The following is a 19,733-nucleotide window of genomic DNA, read 5'->3' as shown; positions in this document are numbered from 1 at the left end:
TATTACTTATCGACATTCTATCTTAGTCATCACTATCTTTATTTTGTTGTCTAGCAAGTAAATCACTTTGAATTTTTTCCATCATTTTGTCATCTAATTTATAAAAACGCATTAACCACCAAAGTAATAAATAAGAAAATGCTGGTCCAATAGTTAAAAGACCAATAATGCCCATTGTGGCTAATGGTGTTTGTTCATTTACACCAGCTTGATAACCTAATAAACCTAAACTAATTCCGACTAAAGCCCCCGCGATTGCCATGCCAAGTTTTAAGGCAAATAAATTACCTGAGAAAGATAGACCAGTTGCTCGGCGTCCAAATTTCCATTCACCATAATCAGCAGCATTGGCCATCATATTCCATTTGAATGGTTGATACATGGAATGGAAAAAGCCAATTAAAAAATAGAGTGGGAAAATAACCGCTAACCACACAGGTGGAACAAAAAACATCACCACACCAATAACAAACAACGTTAAATTAATATTTTTAAATAATTGAATAGCAGTAAAACGTTTAGCAAAATAACCAGCAGCCATCGCGCCTAATATAGTACCAACCACTGATGTTGACACAAAGGCTGATTTCATCGCAGTACCCGCTGCTGAGCTAATGCCACCCATCATCAAGTAAGTTGCATAGTAAAGCGTTGCTGAACTACGCATAACGCCAGCCATACTTGAAAAGAAGGTAATAAGAGCCACAATACACCACTGATCATTGCCTAATAAGCATTTTAAATCTTTTTTAACACTGACATTTTTATCTTCAATTGGTACCACTCTTTCTTTAGTGGTTGCAAAACAGAATACTAACATACCAATTGCAATAACGCCCATTATCGCCATGGTTAACTGAAATCCGAGTTGCTTATTTTCTTTTCCTAACCAATCGACTAAGAATAATGTACCGATTGATACCATAAGCCCTGATGCCGATGAAATAGTAAACCGATAGGATTGCGCAGATAAACGATCTTTCTCATCACGAGCAATAACACCACCTAGAGCACAATAAGGGATATTAATAAATGTATAACAAAGCATTAATAATGCATAGGTAATGTATGCATATAAAAGTTTACCTGAATAACCAAAATCTGGTGTTGTATAAGTCATAACAGCTAGTACAGCATAAGGAATAGCAAACCAAATTAACCATGGTCTAAATCGTCCCCATCTTGTTTTAGTACGATCAGCGACCATACCTGTAATCGGATCGATAATAGCATCAAAAATTCGTGTAGCGAGGAACATTATGCCAACCGCAGCGGCAGAAAGGCCATAAATATCAGTATAAAAATAGGTCAAAAACATCGTCACCGAGGAATAGACAATACCACAGGCTGCATCCCCCATCCCAAAGCCGATTTTTTCCATGACTGATAATTTTTTATTATTATCCATCATAAACTCCTTTTAGTTATCAAAATATGATTTGCATAAAACTGTCATTATTTAATTATCGGTTGCGTTAACAACTTATTGAAAAAATAACAATAAATAGAGTTTATAAAATTCATTTTCAAAACAGTATTATGATTTTGCATACCTTAATTACGTTATATGGTTAATGTGATAGATATCACAAATTTATAGCGCCATTTTGGACACAAATAATGTAGGAGGTATCGATATTTGACGAGCTTTAATGGCAAGAAGAACTGAATTCTCGAGGTTTATTTTGATAATTTAGATTAATTGTGGTAGAGCATTGAATAATGTATTAAAAAACCTCTCATGGAGAGGTTATTTATTAATTACATTAAAATTTATAACCAACACCAAGCATCATCACCCAAGGATCAAGTTTATACTTTGCAGTTACTTTAGTATTGCCCAGATGAGTAGTGGCTTTAGTTTCAATATCAATATAACGGACTTGAGCATTGACTAGCCAATTATCGTTAAAAGTATAATCGGCACCGACTTGAGCAGCCCAACCCCAAGAACTATCCAAATCTAGACCATGAAAACCTGCTTTTTTGGCTTCGCCACTGAGTTTTTCATCAAAAAAGAAAGTGTAATTGACACCAAGTCCTACATAAGGTTGGAGTTCATAATTACTATCAAGTGGATACCAAACTGCGCTTAATGTCGGTGGTAAATGTTTAATTTTACCTAATTTTGCACCAGCCAATCCGGTAGAATTACCTCCACCCAGTTTAACTTGATGACTAAATGGTGTAGCGCCTAATAATTCGATACCGAAATTATCAGTAACCATATATTGAAAGTTTAGCCCAAGTTGCGTGTCATTATTAGCTTTGGCTTTAAGATCGCTTTTTGCTCCACCAACTTTAACATGATCACTTTTATCTTGTGGATGAACATAGACTGGACCGCCACGAATAATGATTTGATCAGCACTATGAGCGAAAGCAGCTGAACTGGCTAATCCAAATGTGACTAGCATAGCTATTGACGTTACCTTCATTTATTATCTCCTTATGTTACTTATATCTACTGACAATTTAACCAGAAATACGAGTTTAATTATCAGACCTTGCTGAAGTAAAAATCTTAATCAATTGAAGAAATATAGCTAAAAGTAATTAGTGATATGTTATCACTATAATTAGTGTATTGATATGCTGTTGAAATAATTTTCATCTAAATAATTGTTTATTAATTGCATAATTGATTCAGAGTCAATAGGTCGATATTGAATTTGTTTAAAATCATTTTTTGTAAACGAATTTAGGGCTTTCTAGGATGGATTTTAGGCTTTTAAAACCTCGTTCCTCAAATTTTTTGGTTGGTTGAGTTTTGGACGTTTTGTTATTTGGTGGCTATTTATATATGTTGTTTCCGTTTGAATAAAGAGTGTTTAAGTGAATGCTCTTTACCAACTTCCACGGCGACCACGCAAGTGGTCACGATGTGACAGCCTACCGCCTGCGTTCGCTTTTAATGCGTCTATGTTTGTCATGCTAACTTCACTCAGTTGTCAGCACATTGTTGATATCGTTAAATTAAATACTCCAAACTTATTTGTAAGAAATAGATTTTCAGTATTGGTACTAGCTGATTTTTTGATGACGCCATAGCCATTTACCACTAATAAGTCGATAATAAAAGAAAATACTTCTAATAATCCAATCTAAAAACATACCGAACCAAACACCAATAACTCCAAATCCAAAATAGACGCCAAAAATATAACCCACAACAATCCGACACATCCACATACTAGCAATAGCGACCCACATGGTATAACTTGCATCTTTCGCACCTTTAAAACCATATGGTAAAACAAAGGATGAAGCCCAAAAAGGGGTAAATAAGGCATTAAACCAAAGTAAATGTTTGGAGATTTCTATAACTTCTTTATCATTAGTGTAAAGCGAGCTTAATAATCCTGCGAATGGGATCGATAAAAAGGCTAAAAAACAGAGTAATAAACTGGTTAGATGAAAAATAAATTTAAGTTGCCGTGTTGGTTGATAAATTTGTCCCATACCAATACGTTTACCTACAATAATTGTTGATGTTGCACCAAGTGTTCCACCTGGTAAATTAAGCAATCCGGCAATTGAAAACGCAATAAAATTAGCAGCTATAGTTGAGGTGCCCATACCTGCGACAAAGGTTTGCGTAAGCAATTTTCCGATATTAAACATTACCGATTCCACACTAGCAGGAATTCCAATACTTAAAATATCAATTAAAATTTTGCCATTAAATGAATGAAAATAACTACGGAGAGGAATAAATAACGCTCGACTTGGTTTTATGGTTAAGACTAATAAAATAAAGAACATGCCACAATAGCGTGAAATTGTTAAGCCGATACCTGCGCCAATAAAGCCTAATCCTTGCCAACCAAAAGCGCCGTAGATTAGCACATAACTGATCGTTAAGTTTAAAATGTTCATGATAATGTTTAAGTACATTGGTAATTTGGTATTGCCAGCACCACGTAATGCACCACAACCAACTAAAATAAAGGCAAGAGCGGGGTAGCCTAAAACGGTTAATCTTAGAAAAGTAAGCGTTAATTCCTTCACTTCAGGATCGGCTTTACCTGCAATAATTTCGACAATCCAATAACCAGAGAACTCGACAAACAAAAACAGTAAAATCGAAATTATTACTAACAAAGTAATGGATTGCCTTGCTGCGACCACCGCTTTTTTACGATTATGTCGCCCTAAGCTAAACGCCACCACCACAGATGTCCCTAGTGCAACTGCCATAAAGAATGACATGACAATCATATTAAAGCTTTCCGCAAGACCGACGGCAGCCATCTCGGCCTTACCAATCCAACTCACTAAAAACGTACTAAAAATCCCCATCAAAATGACCGACAAATTCTCAATCAAAATTGGCATAGCTAAAGGGTAAATTTCGCGCCAGAAAAGCACATTATTTGAACGTCGTTTTTTATAAAGTTGAAGATTCTTTAATCGACTAACAAGTTGAAAATCCAATTTCAGGCCTAAAATTTTATTTAGAAAATTGAGTATATTATAACGCCTTTATTTGCTAAAAATGAAATTAAGTTTTATAAAAAAATCAAAATCAATAATTATCATTATCAATAGAGCGTAGCTCTATTTCAAGGCTTATAAATTATAAATAAATTGAGGAATGGAGTTTTATTGTCAAAATTAAATAAATAAAATACCATTGCTAAAAATTTTTGGAGGAAAGGTATGAAGAAATTATTGGTTGGTGGCTTTTTAACCTTAGTTTTAATTGGATGTTCTACTAGACCACCAGCTGAACATGAAATAAAACAAGTACCAGAAGCAAGAATATTCAATCATCAAGCTAAACTAGATAATAATGCGACATTAGTGTTTATCAGAGATAAAGGATTGACTGGTAGCGGATGTTACATAAATTTATTTTTAAATGGGCAAGAAGTTGCTAAGTTTGAAACTAAAGAAAGGGCAACTTTTTATCTGCCTGCTGGTGAAGTTATTATTGGTGCATCTATACAAGGTCACGGATTGTGTAGTTTTAATGCTCCCCGTCGTGAACGTGATTTTAATTTAAATAACAATGAGAAAAAAATCTTTAGATTATTTATAGACCAAAATGGAAACACTGACATAATTCCAACAACTTTATATCAATGATTCAAAAGTTTAAAAAGAACCTGTATTGCAGGTTCTTTTATTTCTTAAATTATTATAAGTAAATCAAAATTTAAATAATCAAATCAGATAAAAGTATATTACTTTATTACAAATCAATATGATGAGTCTTGTTTAGTGACATTAGCAAAGTGCTGACAATTGAGTGAGATTATCATGACAAAGCAGTTGTTTGTCAGGAAAAAATACAGCCAGTACGTTAAAAGCGAACGATGACGGAAGACAGTTACGCAAACCTTCTTTACTCGGATGTAATCGCCGTATAGAAATAGCCATCAAACAACAAAACGTCCGAAATAGATCGAATAAAAAATTTGAGGAACGGGATTTTTGAAATCTAAAACATCCTATTACTAATTATTTTTTTGACTTAAAATAAAATATTTAAAAATCAATATATTGAAGAATAGCTCAAAAAAAGGTTTTTATTGGTAAAATTAGACTTTGCCTTTTTACCAACAACATTTATAGTATATCGGGTTCTAGTTCACTGCCGTGTAGGTAGTTAAAAATTCATACAAACCGCCCTAGTGGTGGTTTTTTATTGCTCCTAATCCTTAAATAACATACCATTACCTAAAAAAGGAGATGGTATGAAAAAGATATTATGTTATTTAATGCTGGTTTTAACTTGTATTTCATTTGATTCGTTGGGCGCTGTAAAAAAAGAAAAATATAATCCCGAAGGTAAAGAGTTGTTCATTTTTAATGAATATGATTCTTCTGCTATTGGACGTAAGGTGTATGGCGGATTATATACCTCTCCAAATATATATTCATTATATTATCCACCATACAAAAAATATAAAGGAATGGAAGGTTATTTGGATAAAGAAGTTAAAGTTGGACGTGATACATATCAGAAAATAATTTTAAAAAACGGGGAGGTTTTTTATCTTTCTGACTTAAAATATTATAATGAATTTGAAAGCCTTAAAAACTATAAAAAACGGTTAGAGCAAATTGAGAAGTTTAAAAATATTAAATTTCCTAATATAGATGAATTATCAGTAACAGAAGTTGTAACAGAATCAAAAGATATTTATATAATTACGTTTTCAAATGGTCAAAAGCTATATAATGAGCAACTAGAAGGACTTTTACAGTTATCTAAAAAAATAACAGATGCAAATGACTTTCGCCAATTGCTTAATGCTATTAATACAAAAAATATACATTTTTCATATGACCCAATTGATGATTTAGCGGAAATTAAGCTAGATAGTGATTATTTAAAAATATACATATCAATTCTTAAAGAAAGAGTTTATCTAACAACAGTTCAAGTTATTTGTAGTAGCTATGATGAAATTTCAGTTAAGAATTTCAAAATATATCAAAGCGGCAATACATATAATTCTCCTAGTGATCTTACATTTAAAAGAGAATATGGCAGCTATGTCTATGAGTGGTATAACTTTATATTAAATAATGAATTTATTTCATATATCAATTCACTTGATGATACCCAAGACGCCATTATTAGATTTTACGGCTTGAAAAGAAATAGTGATGATAATATAGATTCAAAATCTATTTCTGAAATAAAAAACATGCTCGCTTTAAACAAAACATTAGCTAAATATTTAGAGTTTGCAAATGATAATGAAACAATTAAATAAGTTATAAAATTATTTTCTAAAAGTTACATTTGTATTGACTATCAAATTAATTCAAACCCTCTTAGAGGGGTTTTTTATTAATTATTTTGAAGAGTGTTTATGTGTTCCCTGTGTATACAGGGATAAACCGGACGAAAAGACTTCATTGGCATCACACAACAGTTTTCCCTATATACATAGGGATAAACCCGGCGCAGAAATAGCAACACCTGTTATAGCATCGCGAGTTCCCCGTGCTCACAGGGATAAACCGAATAGTGGTTTCTGAACAAAGTTTATTGTGTATAATGTTCTAGTTCACTGCCGTGTAGGTAGTTAAAAATTTACATAAACCGCCTTCGTGCGGTTTTTTTATTGCTCCAAATCCCTAAATAACATACTATTACAAAAAGACTCAAAGATTAAGGGAATGATTTGAAGAAGATTATATTGTGTTTGTTATTATTTCCACTTTTTGTATTTGCCAAAGAAATTAAGTATAAGGAATGGAGTGTTATAATCGATACTGATCCAATAACAGATAAAAAAAGTACTATGATATTCGCTATTGATAAGACGAAAACAAAGGCTATTGATAGTGCTGCTCTTATGTTTAATTGCCAAGGAGCGGGTCTTTTACCTTCAACAAACTACTGGAAGGACAATCAAGACAGTGCTATTAAAGTCATTTTTAGAGTAGATAAAGAAAAGCCAATTGAAATGGAATGGGAATTGGATAAAGACATCGTATCCGCAAAAAGAGAAAATTTTATGAATAAAGCACTTCAAAATGGTAAAAAGATCGTCGTAAGGGCTGGCTCTAACTTTACAAGGGATTTTACTTTTTCTCTACTAGGTTACAAAAAAGCTTATGAACATCTCGAAAAAGAATGTGCAAATTGAAGTACCGATAACTTTAAGTTCATCACAAAAAACTCTAAGAGGTTTTATTGTGCCAAAGAGTAAATAATTATTTAAAATAATAAAAACTAATTCAACCGCCTAATGGCGGTTTTTTTATGCCTGTCATTCGACCACTCAGCAGATGAAGTAACCAAACTCTTACAAAGAGCTAAAATTATCATTGATGTACAAAAAAGAAAGCAATGATAAGCTATGTGAAAAATTGCAGGTAAGGATTATTTTAAAGATGACTATGAAAATTGTCTCAATATTGAGTTCTCGTTTGTTGATTATGAAGCTAAAAATGATTTTGTGTTGATTTAAAAAACACTTCAATATGTTATTTTTATTCTATTTTAATAGGAAATGAATATTTTATCTTCCCAGATTTTGATAAAATGGCGATCTCAAATAAAATATATAGTTCTATTGATTTAATGACATCAATAGAACATTTTCATTCTTCTTTATTTGATATTGGAAAAATAAGTATTGTCGATAAAATATCGTACCAGATTGATAAAAATAATTTCCTCTATTATGAGAATGATTGAATTAATAACTTTTATTGCACTTGGCTAACAAATTTTATACTATCTATCAAAATTATTTATAGGAGAATGGGGTGAAAAAATTATTATTATTAACGTGTTTAGGTTTTGTTTTCTCAGGTTGTAGTGTTCATCATCAGTTTAATGATAGGTTGTCTTATCAATCATTAAAGCAAATAAAATCAGAGATACATATTACTAAAAAACAAAGCTTGGATATTACATGGATTCCTAGTGATTTTACGTCACGAATTGATATACAAGGGGCCTCAGGATTTGTTGGTGGTGGGACTCGTACTAGAATTCCGATTGGAATAGGTCTTTCATCAAGAATTGAAGAAGCAATTAGCACGTACGCAGATTTAAATTCTGGCGGTAGAAAGTTAACATTAATAGTTAATAATGCTAAAACAAAATTCACTTATGGAGTAACGAATATTGATAGTGCGAGCGTAATTTTAAATGTAACATTTGAATTATCAGGCAATAGATGGACTAAAGAATTTTCTACTAAACAGAATGATAGCGGAGTAAAAGATGCAAAAGTTACTTCGGTTATTGAGTATGCGTGGGATCAGATAGCTTTAGACGTGGCTAGAGAAATAGCTACACACTTATAATCAAACCCTCTAAAAGGGTTTTATAACATGTTCCCTATATGCATAGTGATAAACCGGATCCGATATTATTGAGAAATAAAACTAATCCGAGTTCCCTATACATAAAGGGATAAAAATAAAAAAATATTACAAACTGCCTAAGTGTTAGTTTAGAAAGTTAGCGGTGATAATGATATCGTCTGCGATTAGTTCACTGCCGCATAGTTAGTCAAAAAATTTTGTTGAAACAGTTTATTAAAAATGTCTAACTCATGATTTAGGCATTAGTCACTTTTTGACAGCTGCAAAATGATGAAATTAGCATTTAAAAATTTGAGGAAAAGGGTTTTTAATAACCGCAAATTTAGCGTAAAAATTAAATGTTAATCCCGAAAAACAAAATTGTAACTTAAACTTGAACGCTAAAGTAGAACACTATATTATACGCGCCTTAAAATTCATCAATCAGCCTGATACTTGAAAGAGTCCCAATGTTAATTAATGCCAAAGATATTCTCGAAAAATTAAATCCACATAATAAAGTGAATTATGATTCGATTTTGAAAGAGGTGATTGCTGATTGGCAGTTAGCATCAGCAAGACCAAAGTTACTAATTCATAGTTGCTGTGCACCATGTAGTACTTATGTACTGGAGTATTTGGCTCAGTATGCAGATATTACTATTTATTTTGCTAATTCGAATATTCATCCGCGAGTAGAATATGAGTATCGTAGTGTTGTGCAACAAAAATTTATTGCTGATTTTAATCAAAAAACCGGCAACAATGTTCAGTTTTTAGAAGCCCCGTATCAACCAGCAGAATTTATTAAGAAGGTTGAGCATCTACGTGATGCTCCAGAAGGCGGAGAACGTTGCCATCTTTGTTATAAGATGCGATTAGATTTAGCAGCGATTAAAGCACAAGAGTTAGGCTTTGATTATTTCGCTAGTGCTTTAACGCTAAGCCCGAAAAAGAATAGTCAGAAAATTAATCAAATTGGTTTTGAAATTCAAGAACTTTTTTCGGTAAATTATCTGCCTTCTGATTTCAAAAAGAATAATGGTTATAAACGATCTATCGAACTTTGTAAGGAGTATGATGTTTATCGTCAATGTTATTGTGGTTGCATTTTTGCTGCAAAAGCACAAGGGGTTGATTTAAAGAATGTTATTGCCACTGCTAAGCAAGGTTTGGCAAATGCATAACTTTAATTTAGCGGATTTTGTATTTGAAACTCCGTTGAATTTTTATTAGTCAAAAAATATCCAAAAATATCCAAAAATGTCATTTTTTAAACAAATAGATTAAAAATTAGAAAGATTTCGCTATAATAATTCCACAATAAAAATATAGTTATTTAGTAATATTTGTGACCCTTTTATAGGTTAAGTCTAATTTTGCAAATGTGAGTTTGTTTATGCCAAAAATGTATAGACTTGGATTGGATGTCGGATCTACTACAGCAAAATGTGTCGTGCTTGATAAGCAAGATAATTTTGTTTATACCAATTATGTTCGCCATAATACCCATATTGTTCCAACAGTTTTATCACTATTAGATGAAATTAAACAACAATTGGGTGAAGAGATTGTATTATCGGTCAAGGTGACTGGTTCTGCTGGGATGGGTATTTCAGAAAAAGCCGATATCGCCTTCATTCAAGAGGTGGTTGCCGCATCGGAAGTGGTACAGCGCAAATATCCAGAGGTTAGAACGTTAATCGATATTGGTGGTGAAGATAGTAAGATGATCTTCTTTTTTCCTGACCGCCCGCCTGATATTCGAATGAATGGTAGTTGTGCTGGAGGTACTGGGGCATTTATCGATCAGATGGCGACCTTGCTCAATACTCCAGTACAAGAATTTGATCTTCTAGCAACTCAACATGATAAAGTCTTTCCTATTGCATCACGTTGTGGTGTATTTGCTAAGACTGATGTGCAAAATTTAATTAGCCGTAATGTATCAAAAGAGAATATTGCCTATTCAGTTTTACATGCTGTCTGTATTCAATTGGTCAATACGTTAGCTCGTGGTTATGATATCGTACCCAAAGTAATGTTGATTGGTGGACCGTTTTCGTTTATTCCAACGTTAGGCAAGGCCGCGTTAGAGACACTAAAGTTAAATGAAGACCAGATAGTTACCACCGAGCATCCTACTTTGTTGTCCGCTTGGGGCGCAGCGATTCATGCAATTGAACGTAGTCAACTTACACTTACTGAATTTATTGATAGATTAAATGCCTCAACCAAGATTCAAGTCAATCAGTCTTTTAGGTTAAAACCACTTTTTAATCAAGCCTTGTCTTTTGATGATTGGCAACAAAAACGCAACTATATTCAAATCCCCCGTCTAGCTTTAACAGCTTACCAAAAACAGAAAGCGTATTTGGGAATTGATAGCGGTTCAACTACCACTAAAATTACCTTAATTAGTGAGGATGACGAGCTACTTTTTACTTATTATGCGCCTAATAATGGCCACTCAATCACCGCATTAATTAAAGGGTTAACGGTATTAAAGGATGAGATTGCTGCATCAGGTAAAGAGATTATTATTGCTCGCACAGGTGTCACTGGTTATGGTGAGGAACTACTAAAAGCCGCTTTTGCGATTGATGATGGTCTAGTCGAAACAATGGCGCATTTTGCTGCCGCTAAACATATTGAGCCTAAGGTCAGTTTTATCATGGATATTGGTGGTCAAGATATGAAAGCCATCTTTATTGCCAATGGTGTCGTAAATCATATTGAGTTAAATGAAGCATGTTCTTCTGGCTGTGGTTCATTTATTGAAACCTTCGCAAAATCACTCAATTCAAATACTATTGATTTTGCTGACGCAGCATGTAAGTCCAATAATCCCTGTGATCTGGGTACCCGTTGCACAGTTTTTATGAACTCAAAAGTGAAACAGGCACTGCGTGAAAACGCAACAATGGGCGATATTTCTGCAGGGTTGGCTTTTTCAGTGATTAAAAATGCCATTCATAAAGTACTGAAATTACATGATATGCGCAAATTAGGTGATCATATTGTGGTGCAAGGAGGGACGTTTAAAAATCCTGCGGTGTTTCGTGCCTTAGAGCAGTTAACTGGGGCTCAAATTGCTAGTTCAAATATTCCTGAACTCATGGGGGCTTATGGTGCAGCATTAGTGGCAAAAAACCATTATGCGCAACAACCAACACCTTCGCAATTTATTGGATTAGATAATCTACATAAAGCTGAAGATAATAAAGCGAAACCATCACGCTGTAAGGGGTGTGAAAATAAATGTGATATTATGATTTATCGTTTTGCCAATGGTCAGCGTTATTATTCTGGTAATAAATGCGAACGCTTTTTGAGTAATAATCAATATCAAGATAAAAATGCATTTAATATGTTTGATTATAAAAATGCGTTATTATTTGAGCGAACCAATATCCATAATACTGAATCTAAGCTCAATGTTGGTATTCCTCGTGTTTTAGGACAATACGAAAATTTTCCATTTTGGCACACGTTGTTAACCAATAGTGGTATTAATGTAACGTTATCACCATACTCGACGCATGAGATTTATGAAAAGGGCGCAGGTACAGTAATGTCGGATAGTATCTGTTTTCCTGCCAAATTGGTTCATGGGCATATTATGGAGCTGATTGAGCAAAAGGTTGATCGTATTTTTATGCCGATGGTGGTGTTTGAATCTGATCAGTTTACTAATGCAGTTAACAGCTATAACTGTCCAATTGTCAGTAGCTATGCTGAGGTGGTAAATAGTGCTATCAATCCTAACCAAAAATATAACGTGCCACTGGATTATCCAGTAATCAATTTCAGTAATCAAAAATTATTGAAAAAGGGCTGTATTAATTATTTAACTTCGCTTGGTATTGCAGAAAAGATAGCTAATCAAGCATTTTCTGATGCATTAGCTGCTCAAGCGGAATATAAAAAATCGCTGTATAGCAAAGCGGTTGAAGTACTGAATAATGCTAAACAAACGGGGCGTTATGTATTTATTTTGGCAGGTCGTCCTTATCATAGTGATAGCTTAATTAATCATAAAACGCCAGAGATCTTAAATGCGCTTGGTTGCGATGTAATAACCGAAGATTCAGTGTTAGGTGCGATCAGCCAATTATCGCCTGAACTGCAAATTTGCTCGCAATGGAGTTATCCAAATCGCTTATATGCAGCAGCTAGTTTTGTTGCTGAACAACCGAAAAATATTCAGTTTGTACAACTTAATTCGTTTGGTTGTGGCCCTGATGCGATTGTTACCGATGAATGTAAAGCTATCTTAGAGTCTAAGGGTAAAACGTGCACTATCATTCGTGTTGATGAGATCACGGCAACAGGTTCGGTGCGATTGCGATTACGTTCGATAATTGAGTCAATTCGAATGAATCATCAACAACCGTTAAAAGTGGTTGAACGTAAGCAGACAGCTATTTTTGCTAAGCAAGATAAGCAGCGTCGTACTATTTTGGCGCCATATATTTCAGACTTCTATTCACCTCTTTTAGCGCCGATTTTTGCCTTGTCAGGTTATAAACTTGAAACCTTGCCAAAACCTGATAAAAGTTCTGTTGAGTGGGGACTTAAATATTGCAATAACGAGATATGCTATCCAGCGACCATTATTGTTGGTGATATTATTAAAGCACTTAATTCAGGTAAATATCAACGTGATGAAGTGGCTATCGGCATTACTCAAACGGGTGGACAGTGTCGAGCGAGTAGTTATCTTTCTTTAATTAAGAAAGCAATGATTAGTAATGGTTTCGAAGATATTCCTATCGTGTCACTCAGTACCGGTAATATTAATGAAATTGAGCAACCAGGTTTTAGAATTAATTGGCTAAAAACTTTACCAACGACGTTTTTTGCGATGTTATTTACTGATTCGATTTCGAAGATGTTCTACTCGATTGCGCCTAGAGCCAAATTTAAACAACAAGCTAATCAATTGAAAGAGCTTTATATTAGAAAATTACAACAACTTATCAATCAACATAAAGGCAAAAAGGCGATCTTTGCGTTGTTAAAAGAGGCGGTAGAGCATTTCAATCAAATCGAGACATTAAATAAAGATTGCCCACAAATTGGTATTGTTGGTGAAATTTATGTTAAATATAACAGTTTTGGTAATCAACATAGTGTTGATTGGCTAGTTGATCAGGGTATTGAACCTGTTATTCCGCCAATGATTGAGTTTTTTGCACAATGTTTTGTTAACTATGATAGTAATGTTGACAATTATATTGTTAACAAGAGTTTCGTCGCTTATTTTGTTCACTTTTTTGAAAAGGTAGCGCAAAAGTATATTGCTCAAACTAATCAGATTTTATCTGATTTTAAACACTATCAACCATTTCATAATATTCGTGATATGGCGAAAAAGGCAGAAGAAATTTTAAATTTAGCCAGTCAATATGGTGAGGGTTGGTTAATTCCTGCAGGAATTATGACCTTTGCTGAGCATGGCATCAATAATGTTATTAGTTTGCAACCATTTGGCTGCATTGCTAATCATGTTGTTTCTAAAGGGGTTGAGAAACGTATGCGTGATCTTAATCCAAAATTGAATCTACTCTATTTGGATTTTGATGATGGCGCAGGTGAAGTCAATGTACTCAATCGTTTGCATTTTATGGTAAGTTCATTAAAGTATGCTCAATTACAAAGAATTGTATAATTATATATTAAGGATCGATCTGTGTTTTCTATTTATCAATTAAAATCTCGCTTTCAAACATTGCTTCGTCCTTATGTTAATTCGCTTTATTATTCACGAATAACCGCCAATCAAGTCACGTTAGCTGCTTGTGCTGGATCGATATTGATTGCTTTATTAGTTGGCTTTTTTGCAGATCATCAATGGCTGTTTTTGTTAATACCCGTATGGATGTTTATCCGGATGGCTCTTAATGCTATTGATGGTATGTTAGCCAGAGAATATCGTCAGAAATCCAATTTAGGAGCCTATTTAAATGAGATTTGTGATGTGATTTCCGATTGTGCTCTGCTGTTAATCTTTACTCAAATAAATCAAGTTAATACCAATTTAATGATATTAGTAATCTTGTTATCATTTCTAACCGAATACGCAGGCGTACTAGGTGTGATGATTGGTAGCTCTCGACGTTATGATGGACCTATGGGGAAAAGCGATCGAGCTTTAGCTTTCAGCCTAATTAGTTTAGGAATTGCAACCTATTTATTGCCTCTTGAATGGCTAAATGTTCTATTGTGGTTTATCACCTTTTTGTTATTAATTACTGTGATTAATAGAGTGAAAAAAGGATTGCAAGAAGCGAAAAATAATAAGGAATAAGGAATGCGTGAACAGCAGCAAAACACATTTATTGGTCATGATGACTGTCAATTATTTTATCGTTATTGGCCTGCAGTCGATAGTGATACTAAAACGCCTTCAAAAGCAATTGTACTTTTTCATCGTGGGCATGAACATTCTGGACGAATTGCCCATTTAGCTGAAGAGCTGGAATTACCTGATTTCCATATTTTTGCTTGGGATGCGCGAGGAAATGGCCAATCTGATGGTCAACGTGGTGATGCGGTAAATTTTGCCACTCTGATAAAAGATGCTAACTGTTTTATACAGCATATCATTAAAGAATATGCGATTGAAATGCAAGATATTGCTATTATTGCACAAAGTGTTGGTGCAGTAATTGCTGCTGGTTGGGTGCATGATTATGTACCGAATATTCGCGCTTTAGTTTTAGGTGCTCCAGCTTTTAGCGTTAAATTATATGTGCCATTAGCGGTACCTGGACTTAAGTTATTATATAACTTGAAAGGCAATTTCTTTGTAAATAGTTATGTCAAACCGAATTTACTAACTCATGATGACAGTCGAGCAGATTCTTTTAATAAAGATCCTTTAATTACTAAACCCATTTCGGTTAGATTACTGCTTGATTTGTATGCGGTAGCGGATCGAATTGTTAAGGATGCCAACGCGATCACTGTTCCTACACAGTTATTAGTTTCTGGTTGTGATTTTGTGGTGCGACGAAAACCACAACAGGCGTTTTATGATAATTTAGGAACCAATCAAAAAGAGTTTCATATCCTACCAAAATTTTATCATGATACCTTTGGTGAAAAAGATCGTTATATGGCAATTGATAGAGCAAGGCGATTTATTCAAGGTTGTTTTGCTAATCAACCCAATGTTCCAAAGTTAACTAATGCCGATCGGGTAGGTTATACTCGATCCGAAACCGATAAGTTAGCTTTACCACCTTCGGGTTGGCTTAAACCATGGTATTGGAAGTTAGTCAAAGCGACCTTGAAATATGCTAGTAATATGTCGGATGGAATTAAACTAGGATTTGAAACAGGTTTTGATTCCGGTAGTACACTTGATTATGTTTATCGAAATGAGCCATCCGGCACTTCAAAATTGGGGCAATTTTTTGATTATCTCTATTTACAATCTATTGGTTGGCGAGGGATTCGACAACGAAAAATTCATCTTGAACTGCTCTTAAAGCAAGCTATTGAACTGTTACAACAACAATCTACTGAAGTAAATATTGTTGATATAGCCGCAGGGCATGGTCGATATATTTTAGAAACCATTAATCAAATCGCTAATAAACCTAATTCGGTTTTGTTGCGCGATTATAGTGATATTAATATCCGTGATGGACAAGCACTAATTGAGCAACAAGGTTTAAGCGACATAGTTCGTTTTGAAAAAGGCGATGCATTTAACCGTGAGCAACTCGCACAATTATCTCCGCAGCCTAATTTAGCTGTGGTATCAGGATTGTATGAATTATTTGGTGATAATCAACTGTTACAGCAATCTTTATCTGGCTTGGCTGATGCAATTCCACAAGGTGGGTATTTACTTTATACCAATCAACCTTGGCATCCTCAATTAGAGTTTATTGCTAGAGCGTTAACTTCACATCGAGAAGGGCAACCATGGATCATGCGACGCCGAACACAGATCGAGATGGATCAGTTAGTTGCCGAAGCAGGTTTTAGTAAAGTGACCATGTTAGTAGACCAGTGGGGGATTTTTACCGTATCACTGGCACAACGAACTTCGCATTGATTATGTTAAAACTCTTTAGCCGACTTAATGTCTATAAATGTGTATGGTTAGCCGGTTTATCAGTATTCTTTTTTGCTAGCTATAATTTTGCCAACTGGCTATCATCTCAACGTGAGGATGTAACAAGTCTATTTTTTAGTTGGGAATATTCTATTCCACTTTGGTCATGGACGATAATTCCTTATTGGTCTATCGATCTGATGTATGGATTAGCTATTCTTTTAACATCTTCTTGGCAATCACTTAAAAATCTTGGTTTACGGCTGTTAACGGCACAAGTGATTTGTATCACCTGTTTTCTAATTTTCCCGCTTAAGTTCTATTTTGAACGCCCAGCTTTGGATGGATTTTTGGGCTTGATGTTTGATATTTTAATGGGATTCGATAAACCGTTTAATCAAGCTCCTTCATTACACATCACATTATTAGTTATTTTATGGCAATTTTTTGCTCAATATTTTCGGGGGATTGGACGTTATATATTACATGCTTGGTGTTTTTTAATTGCACTTTCGGTTTTAACGACTTGGCAACATCATTTTTTCGATATTCCAACTGGATTATGGGTAGGGTGTTTTTCTATTTGGTTATGGCCCGATAATATGACGACGCCATTAAAACATCGACCATTAACTAAAAACTATATTTGGGCGATGATCTATTTTTGTTTATTCCTACTGTCACTCACTATAGCTATTTACTTTTCTGGCTGGGCACTCTGGTTGTTATGGTTGGCTGGTGCCTGGTTATTGATTGCAACTAATTATTTGTTGTTTGGCACCTCCGGTTTGCAAAAACAGCAAGATGGTCATTTTAAGTTAGCCGTTTATCTGCTCTATTTGCCATTTTTTGCTATTATGTGGCTCAATTCAAGGTTATGGACAATTAAACATCCAACTGATGATTTGATTATTGATGAAGTTTATTTAGGTCGCATTCCATCCTCAAAAACGCTAAATCAAAATCATTTTATATCGGTTGTCGATCTTTGTGCCGAGTTGCCAATTGGATTTTTTAACGGTAACTATAAGCTTATTCCTGTTTTAGATATGACCCCCTTATCACAACAAGAGTGTCAGCAGGCTGCACAAGCTATCGAATATTATCGACAGCAGGGTAAACTATTAGTCTGTTGTGCTTTAGGTTATTCGAGAAGTGCAACTGCAGTTATTGCATGGTTATTGTGGACTAAAAGAGCTAATACTCTGCAACAGGCGATAGGAATAGTAAAAGAACAGCGGAATTCAATTGTAATTTCTAGCCAGCAACAACTGATTTTATCCAATTGGTTGGTTAACTTTAAAGATGAGATAGCGATATGTTGAGTAGTAATAATAGGTCGCAAAATAGTGTAACTAAAATAGATATAGTAACGTTTTGTTGTTTTTTATCGATAAGTAAACATATTGATCTTTTTTCGATACTATTAACCATATTAGCTGCTATTGTCGCTTTGATTCATATTTCGCTAACATCATTAACTATCAGTTGTCTAATCATTTTTATTCTAGGTTTAATGAGTAAGTATTATGCAATAAGGATAGATTTTGATAGAAAATTGTTTGAATATTTATCTGAGCATGTTGATCATTTACCAGAAGAGCTGCTAGCTATGGACATAGCATTAGCCAATTTGCAACTAATCAAACCTCATCAATCATCAAGAACGCTGTCTGAACGGCAAAAAGGGATTTTATCACTGTTTAAAAGGCAGGTAGTACTATTTTTATTACAAAATTGTTTAATCGTTTTTATAATGATTAATGCTATTATCACAAGTTAATAGATTACCACCACAGCAATATAAGGAGCGCTGAAATGTCCCATTTCCAATATGATACACTATTATTATTTTTGGGCATCGGCTTGTTTTTATTAGTGGCAACAATTATTGGTCAATTGTTAAAATATCGTCTTACATCGCCTAATAGTGTTATCGATAATTTAAATACTCGCATCAATGCGTGGTGGGTAATGGTTGCCATTATTGGTTTAGCATTTTGGTTTGGACAACTGGCAGTAATTTTTTTGTTTTTTGTTATTTCAGCTTTAGCATTGCGAGAGTTTCTTATTTTAACGCCTATCAATCATTCTGATTATTTTGCCCTAATATTTGCTTTTGCAGTTGCTTTACCCATGCAATATATTTTGGTCGCCTTAGCATGGTATGGTTTATTTAGTATCTTTATTCCTGTTTATGCTTTCTTGTTTCTGGCGATATTTGCCACAATAACTGGTTCAACCGCTAATTTTTTGGCGAGAATAGCCGATGTGCAATGGGGATTAATGATTACGGTATATAGTATCTCGTGTGTGCCAGCATTATTAGTATTAGATATCGAAAATTACCAAGGCCGTAATCTATTACTCATTGCTTATTTAGTATTAATCGTTCAGTTATCTGATGTGTTGCAGTACGTATTTGGCAAATTGTTTGGTAAACATAAAATTAGCCCAAACGTATCACCATCAAAGACGATTGAAGGCTTTATTGGTGGTGTTTTATCTGCTAGTTTTATTGGTGCCTGTATGTGTTGGATCACTCCGTTTACTTTTATACAATCAGGACTTATTTCTTTAATGATCACTTTGTTAGGATTTATGGGTGGTCTGGTTATGTCTGCTATTAAACGCGATCGTGGCGTAAAAGATTGGGGTAAACTAATAGGTGGTCACGGTGGAATACTTGATCGTTTTGATTCTATTTGCTTTGCTGCGCCGATATTTTTTCATATCGTAAGATATTTTTGGGCAGTTTAGTTTTTAATGTGATGAAAAATATTAGCAAAACTATCATATAATCAAATAATTTCAAAAATTGATGCTAAAAAAGAGCAAAAAAAGTTAATTTATGATATAAATACATGCATTGTAT

At 34.1% G+C, this 19,733-nt stretch carries 15 protein-coding genes; 11 read left to right on the top strand and 4 right to left on the bottom strand.

Annotated elements, in window-relative coordinates; all coding sequences use genetic code 11:
- Positions 1–22: 22 nt before the first annotated feature.
- The 3 genes from AC5LWZ_RS07825 to AC5LWZ_RS07815 form a co-directional block, all read right to left on the bottom strand.
- Positions 23–1,408 carry a glycoside-pentoside-hexuronide (GPH):cation symporter gene (locus AC5LWZ_RS07825; protein WP_493464191.1) on the bottom strand — a complete coding sequence of 462 codons (1,386 nt, stop codon included), beginning with the start codon at positions 1,406–1,408 and terminating at the stop codon, positions 23–25.
- Positions 1,409–1,766: 358 nt separating this feature from the next.
- Entirely contained in the window at positions 1,767–2,438 is a 672-nt protein-coding gene (locus tag AC5LWZ_RS07820) for an OmpW/AlkL family protein (protein WP_198200059.1), read from the bottom strand.
- Between the two features lie 586 nt (positions 2,439–3,024).
- Complete coding sequence (locus AC5LWZ_RS07815) at positions 3,025–4,437, bottom strand: EmmdR/YeeO family multidrug/toxin efflux MATE transporter (protein ID WP_110447746.1); 1,413 nt, start codon at positions 4,435–4,437, stop codon at positions 3,025–3,027.
- Positions 4,438–4,662: 225 nt separating this feature from the next.
- On the opposite strand from AC5LWZ_RS07815, the gene AC5LWZ_RS07810 reads away from it, so the two are divergent.
- The gene (locus AC5LWZ_RS07810; protein WP_493457371.1) at positions 4,663–5,091 is read left to right on the top strand and encodes a hypothetical protein; all 429 of its coding nucleotides are present in this window, start codon (positions 4,663–4,665) and stop codon (positions 5,089–5,091) included.
- A gap of 141 nt (positions 5,092–5,232) precedes the next feature.
- Here AC5LWZ_RS07810 and AC5LWZ_RS07805 read toward each other — a convergent pair whose 3' ends face one another.
- Positions 5,233–5,385 carry a hypothetical protein gene (locus AC5LWZ_RS07805; protein ID WP_493463416.1) on the bottom strand — a complete coding sequence of 51 codons (153 nt, stop codon included), beginning with the start codon at positions 5,383–5,385 and terminating at the stop codon, positions 5,233–5,235.
- A 317-nt stretch (positions 5,386–5,702) separates the two neighbouring features.
- Here AC5LWZ_RS07805 and AC5LWZ_RS07800 point away from each other — a divergent pair, with 317 nt between their 5' ends.
- The 10 genes from AC5LWZ_RS07800 (at position 5,703) to AC5LWZ_RS07755 (ending at position 19,618) form a co-directional block, all read left to right on the top strand.
- Positions 5,703–6,731: a hypothetical protein gene (locus tag AC5LWZ_RS07800; protein ID WP_493463415.1), complete on the top strand. Its 1,029-nt coding sequence runs from the start codon at positions 5,703–5,705 to the stop codon at positions 6,729–6,731.
- A 414-nt stretch (positions 6,732–7,145) separates the two neighbouring features.
- Positions 7,146–7,613 (top strand): hypothetical protein, encoded by a 468-nt coding sequence (locus AC5LWZ_RS07795; protein WP_493463414.1) that lies wholly within the window; start codon positions 7,146–7,148, stop codon positions 7,611–7,613.
- A 625-nt stretch (positions 7,614–8,238) separates the two neighbouring features.
- The gene (locus tag AC5LWZ_RS07790; protein WP_065578649.1) at positions 8,239–8,784 is read left to right on the top strand and encodes a hypothetical protein; all 546 of its coding nucleotides are present in this window, start codon (positions 8,239–8,241) and stop codon (positions 8,782–8,784) included.
- 470 nt (positions 8,785–9,254) lie between these two features.
- On the top strand, positions 9,255–9,971 hold the full coding sequence (locus tag AC5LWZ_RS07785) for an epoxyqueuosine reductase QueH (protein ID WP_493463413.1): 717 nt from the start codon (positions 9,255–9,257) through the stop codon (positions 9,969–9,971).
- A gap of 212 nt (positions 9,972–10,183) precedes the next feature.
- The gene (locus AC5LWZ_RS07780) at positions 10,184–14,458 is read left to right on the top strand and encodes an acyl-CoA dehydratase activase-related protein (RefSeq protein WP_493463412.1); all 4,275 of its coding nucleotides are present in this window, start codon (positions 10,184–10,186) and stop codon (positions 14,456–14,458) included.
- Positions 14,459–14,479: 21 nt separating this feature from the next.
- A complete protein-coding gene (locus AC5LWZ_RS07775; RefSeq protein ID WP_198200052.1) occupies positions 14,480–15,097 on the top strand; it encodes a CDP-alcohol phosphatidyltransferase family protein in 618 nt (205 codons plus the stop codon).
- A 3-nt stretch (positions 15,098–15,100) separates the two neighbouring features.
- The gene (locus AC5LWZ_RS07770) at positions 15,101–16,858 is read left to right on the top strand and encodes a bifunctional alpha/beta hydrolase/class I SAM-dependent methyltransferase (RefSeq protein ID WP_493463411.1); all 1,758 of its coding nucleotides are present in this window, start codon (positions 15,101–15,103) and stop codon (positions 16,856–16,858) included.
- A gap of 2 nt (positions 16,859–16,860) precedes the next feature.
- Entirely contained in the window at positions 16,861–18,183 is a 1,323-nt protein-coding gene (locus tag AC5LWZ_RS07765; RefSeq protein WP_493463410.1) for a phosphatase PAP2/dual specificity phosphatase family protein, read from the top strand.
- Positions 18,177–18,641, top strand: a complete 465-nt coding sequence (locus tag AC5LWZ_RS07760; RefSeq protein WP_110447754.1) for a hypothetical protein — start codon at positions 18,177–18,179, stop codon at positions 18,639–18,641. The genes AC5LWZ_RS07765 and AC5LWZ_RS07760 overlap by 7 nt, the downstream gene beginning before the upstream one ends.
- Positions 18,642–18,676: 35 nt before the next feature.
- Complete coding sequence (locus AC5LWZ_RS07755) at positions 18,677–19,618, top strand: phosphatidate cytidylyltransferase (protein WP_294883516.1); 942 nt, start codon at positions 18,677–18,679, stop codon at positions 19,616–19,618.
- Positions 19,619–19,733: the final 115 nt, after the last annotated feature.

The organism is Gilliamella sp. LMG 34362 (genome assembly GCF_984569125.1).
This window is presented reverse-complemented; position numbering and strand designations above follow the sequence as displayed.

Coding starts and splice junctions, on each gene's coding strand:
- AC5LWZ_RS07755 (WP_294883516.1), top strand. CDS start 18,677: ATGTCCCATTTCCAATATGATACACTATTATTATTTTTGGGCATCGGC.
- AC5LWZ_RS07765 (WP_493463410.1), top strand. CDS start 16,861: ATGTTAAAACTCTTTAGCCGACTTAATGTCTATAAATGTGTATGGTTA.
- AC5LWZ_RS07785 (WP_493463413.1), top strand. CDS start 9,255: ATGTTAATTAATGCCAAAGATATTCTCGAAAAATTAAATCCACATAAT.
- AC5LWZ_RS07820 (WP_198200059.1), bottom strand. CDS start 2,438: ATGAAGGTAACGTCAATAGCTATGCTAGTCACATTTGGATTAGCCAGT.
- AC5LWZ_RS07805 (WP_493463416.1), bottom strand. CDS start 5,385: ATGGCTATTTCTATACGGCGATTACATCCGAGTAAAGAAGGTTTGCGT.
- AC5LWZ_RS07770 (WP_493463411.1), top strand. CDS start 15,101: ATGCGTGAACAGCAGCAAAACACATTTATTGGTCATGATGACTGTCAA.
- AC5LWZ_RS07800 (WP_493463415.1), top strand. CDS start 5,703: ATGAAAAAGATATTATGTTATTTAATGCTGGTTTTAACTTGTATTTCA.
- AC5LWZ_RS07825 (WP_493464191.1), bottom strand. CDS start 1,408: ATGGATAATAATAAAAAATTATCAGTCATGGAAAAAATCGGCTTTGGG.
- AC5LWZ_RS07810 (WP_493457371.1), top strand. CDS start 4,663: ATGAAGAAATTATTGGTTGGTGGCTTTTTAACCTTAGTTTTAATTGGA.
- AC5LWZ_RS07780 (WP_493463412.1), top strand. CDS start 10,184: ATGCCAAAAATGTATAGACTTGGATTGGATGTCGGATCTACTACAGCA.
- AC5LWZ_RS07760 (WP_110447754.1), top strand. CDS start 18,177: ATGTTGAGTAGTAATAATAGGTCGCAAAATAGTGTAACTAAAATAGAT.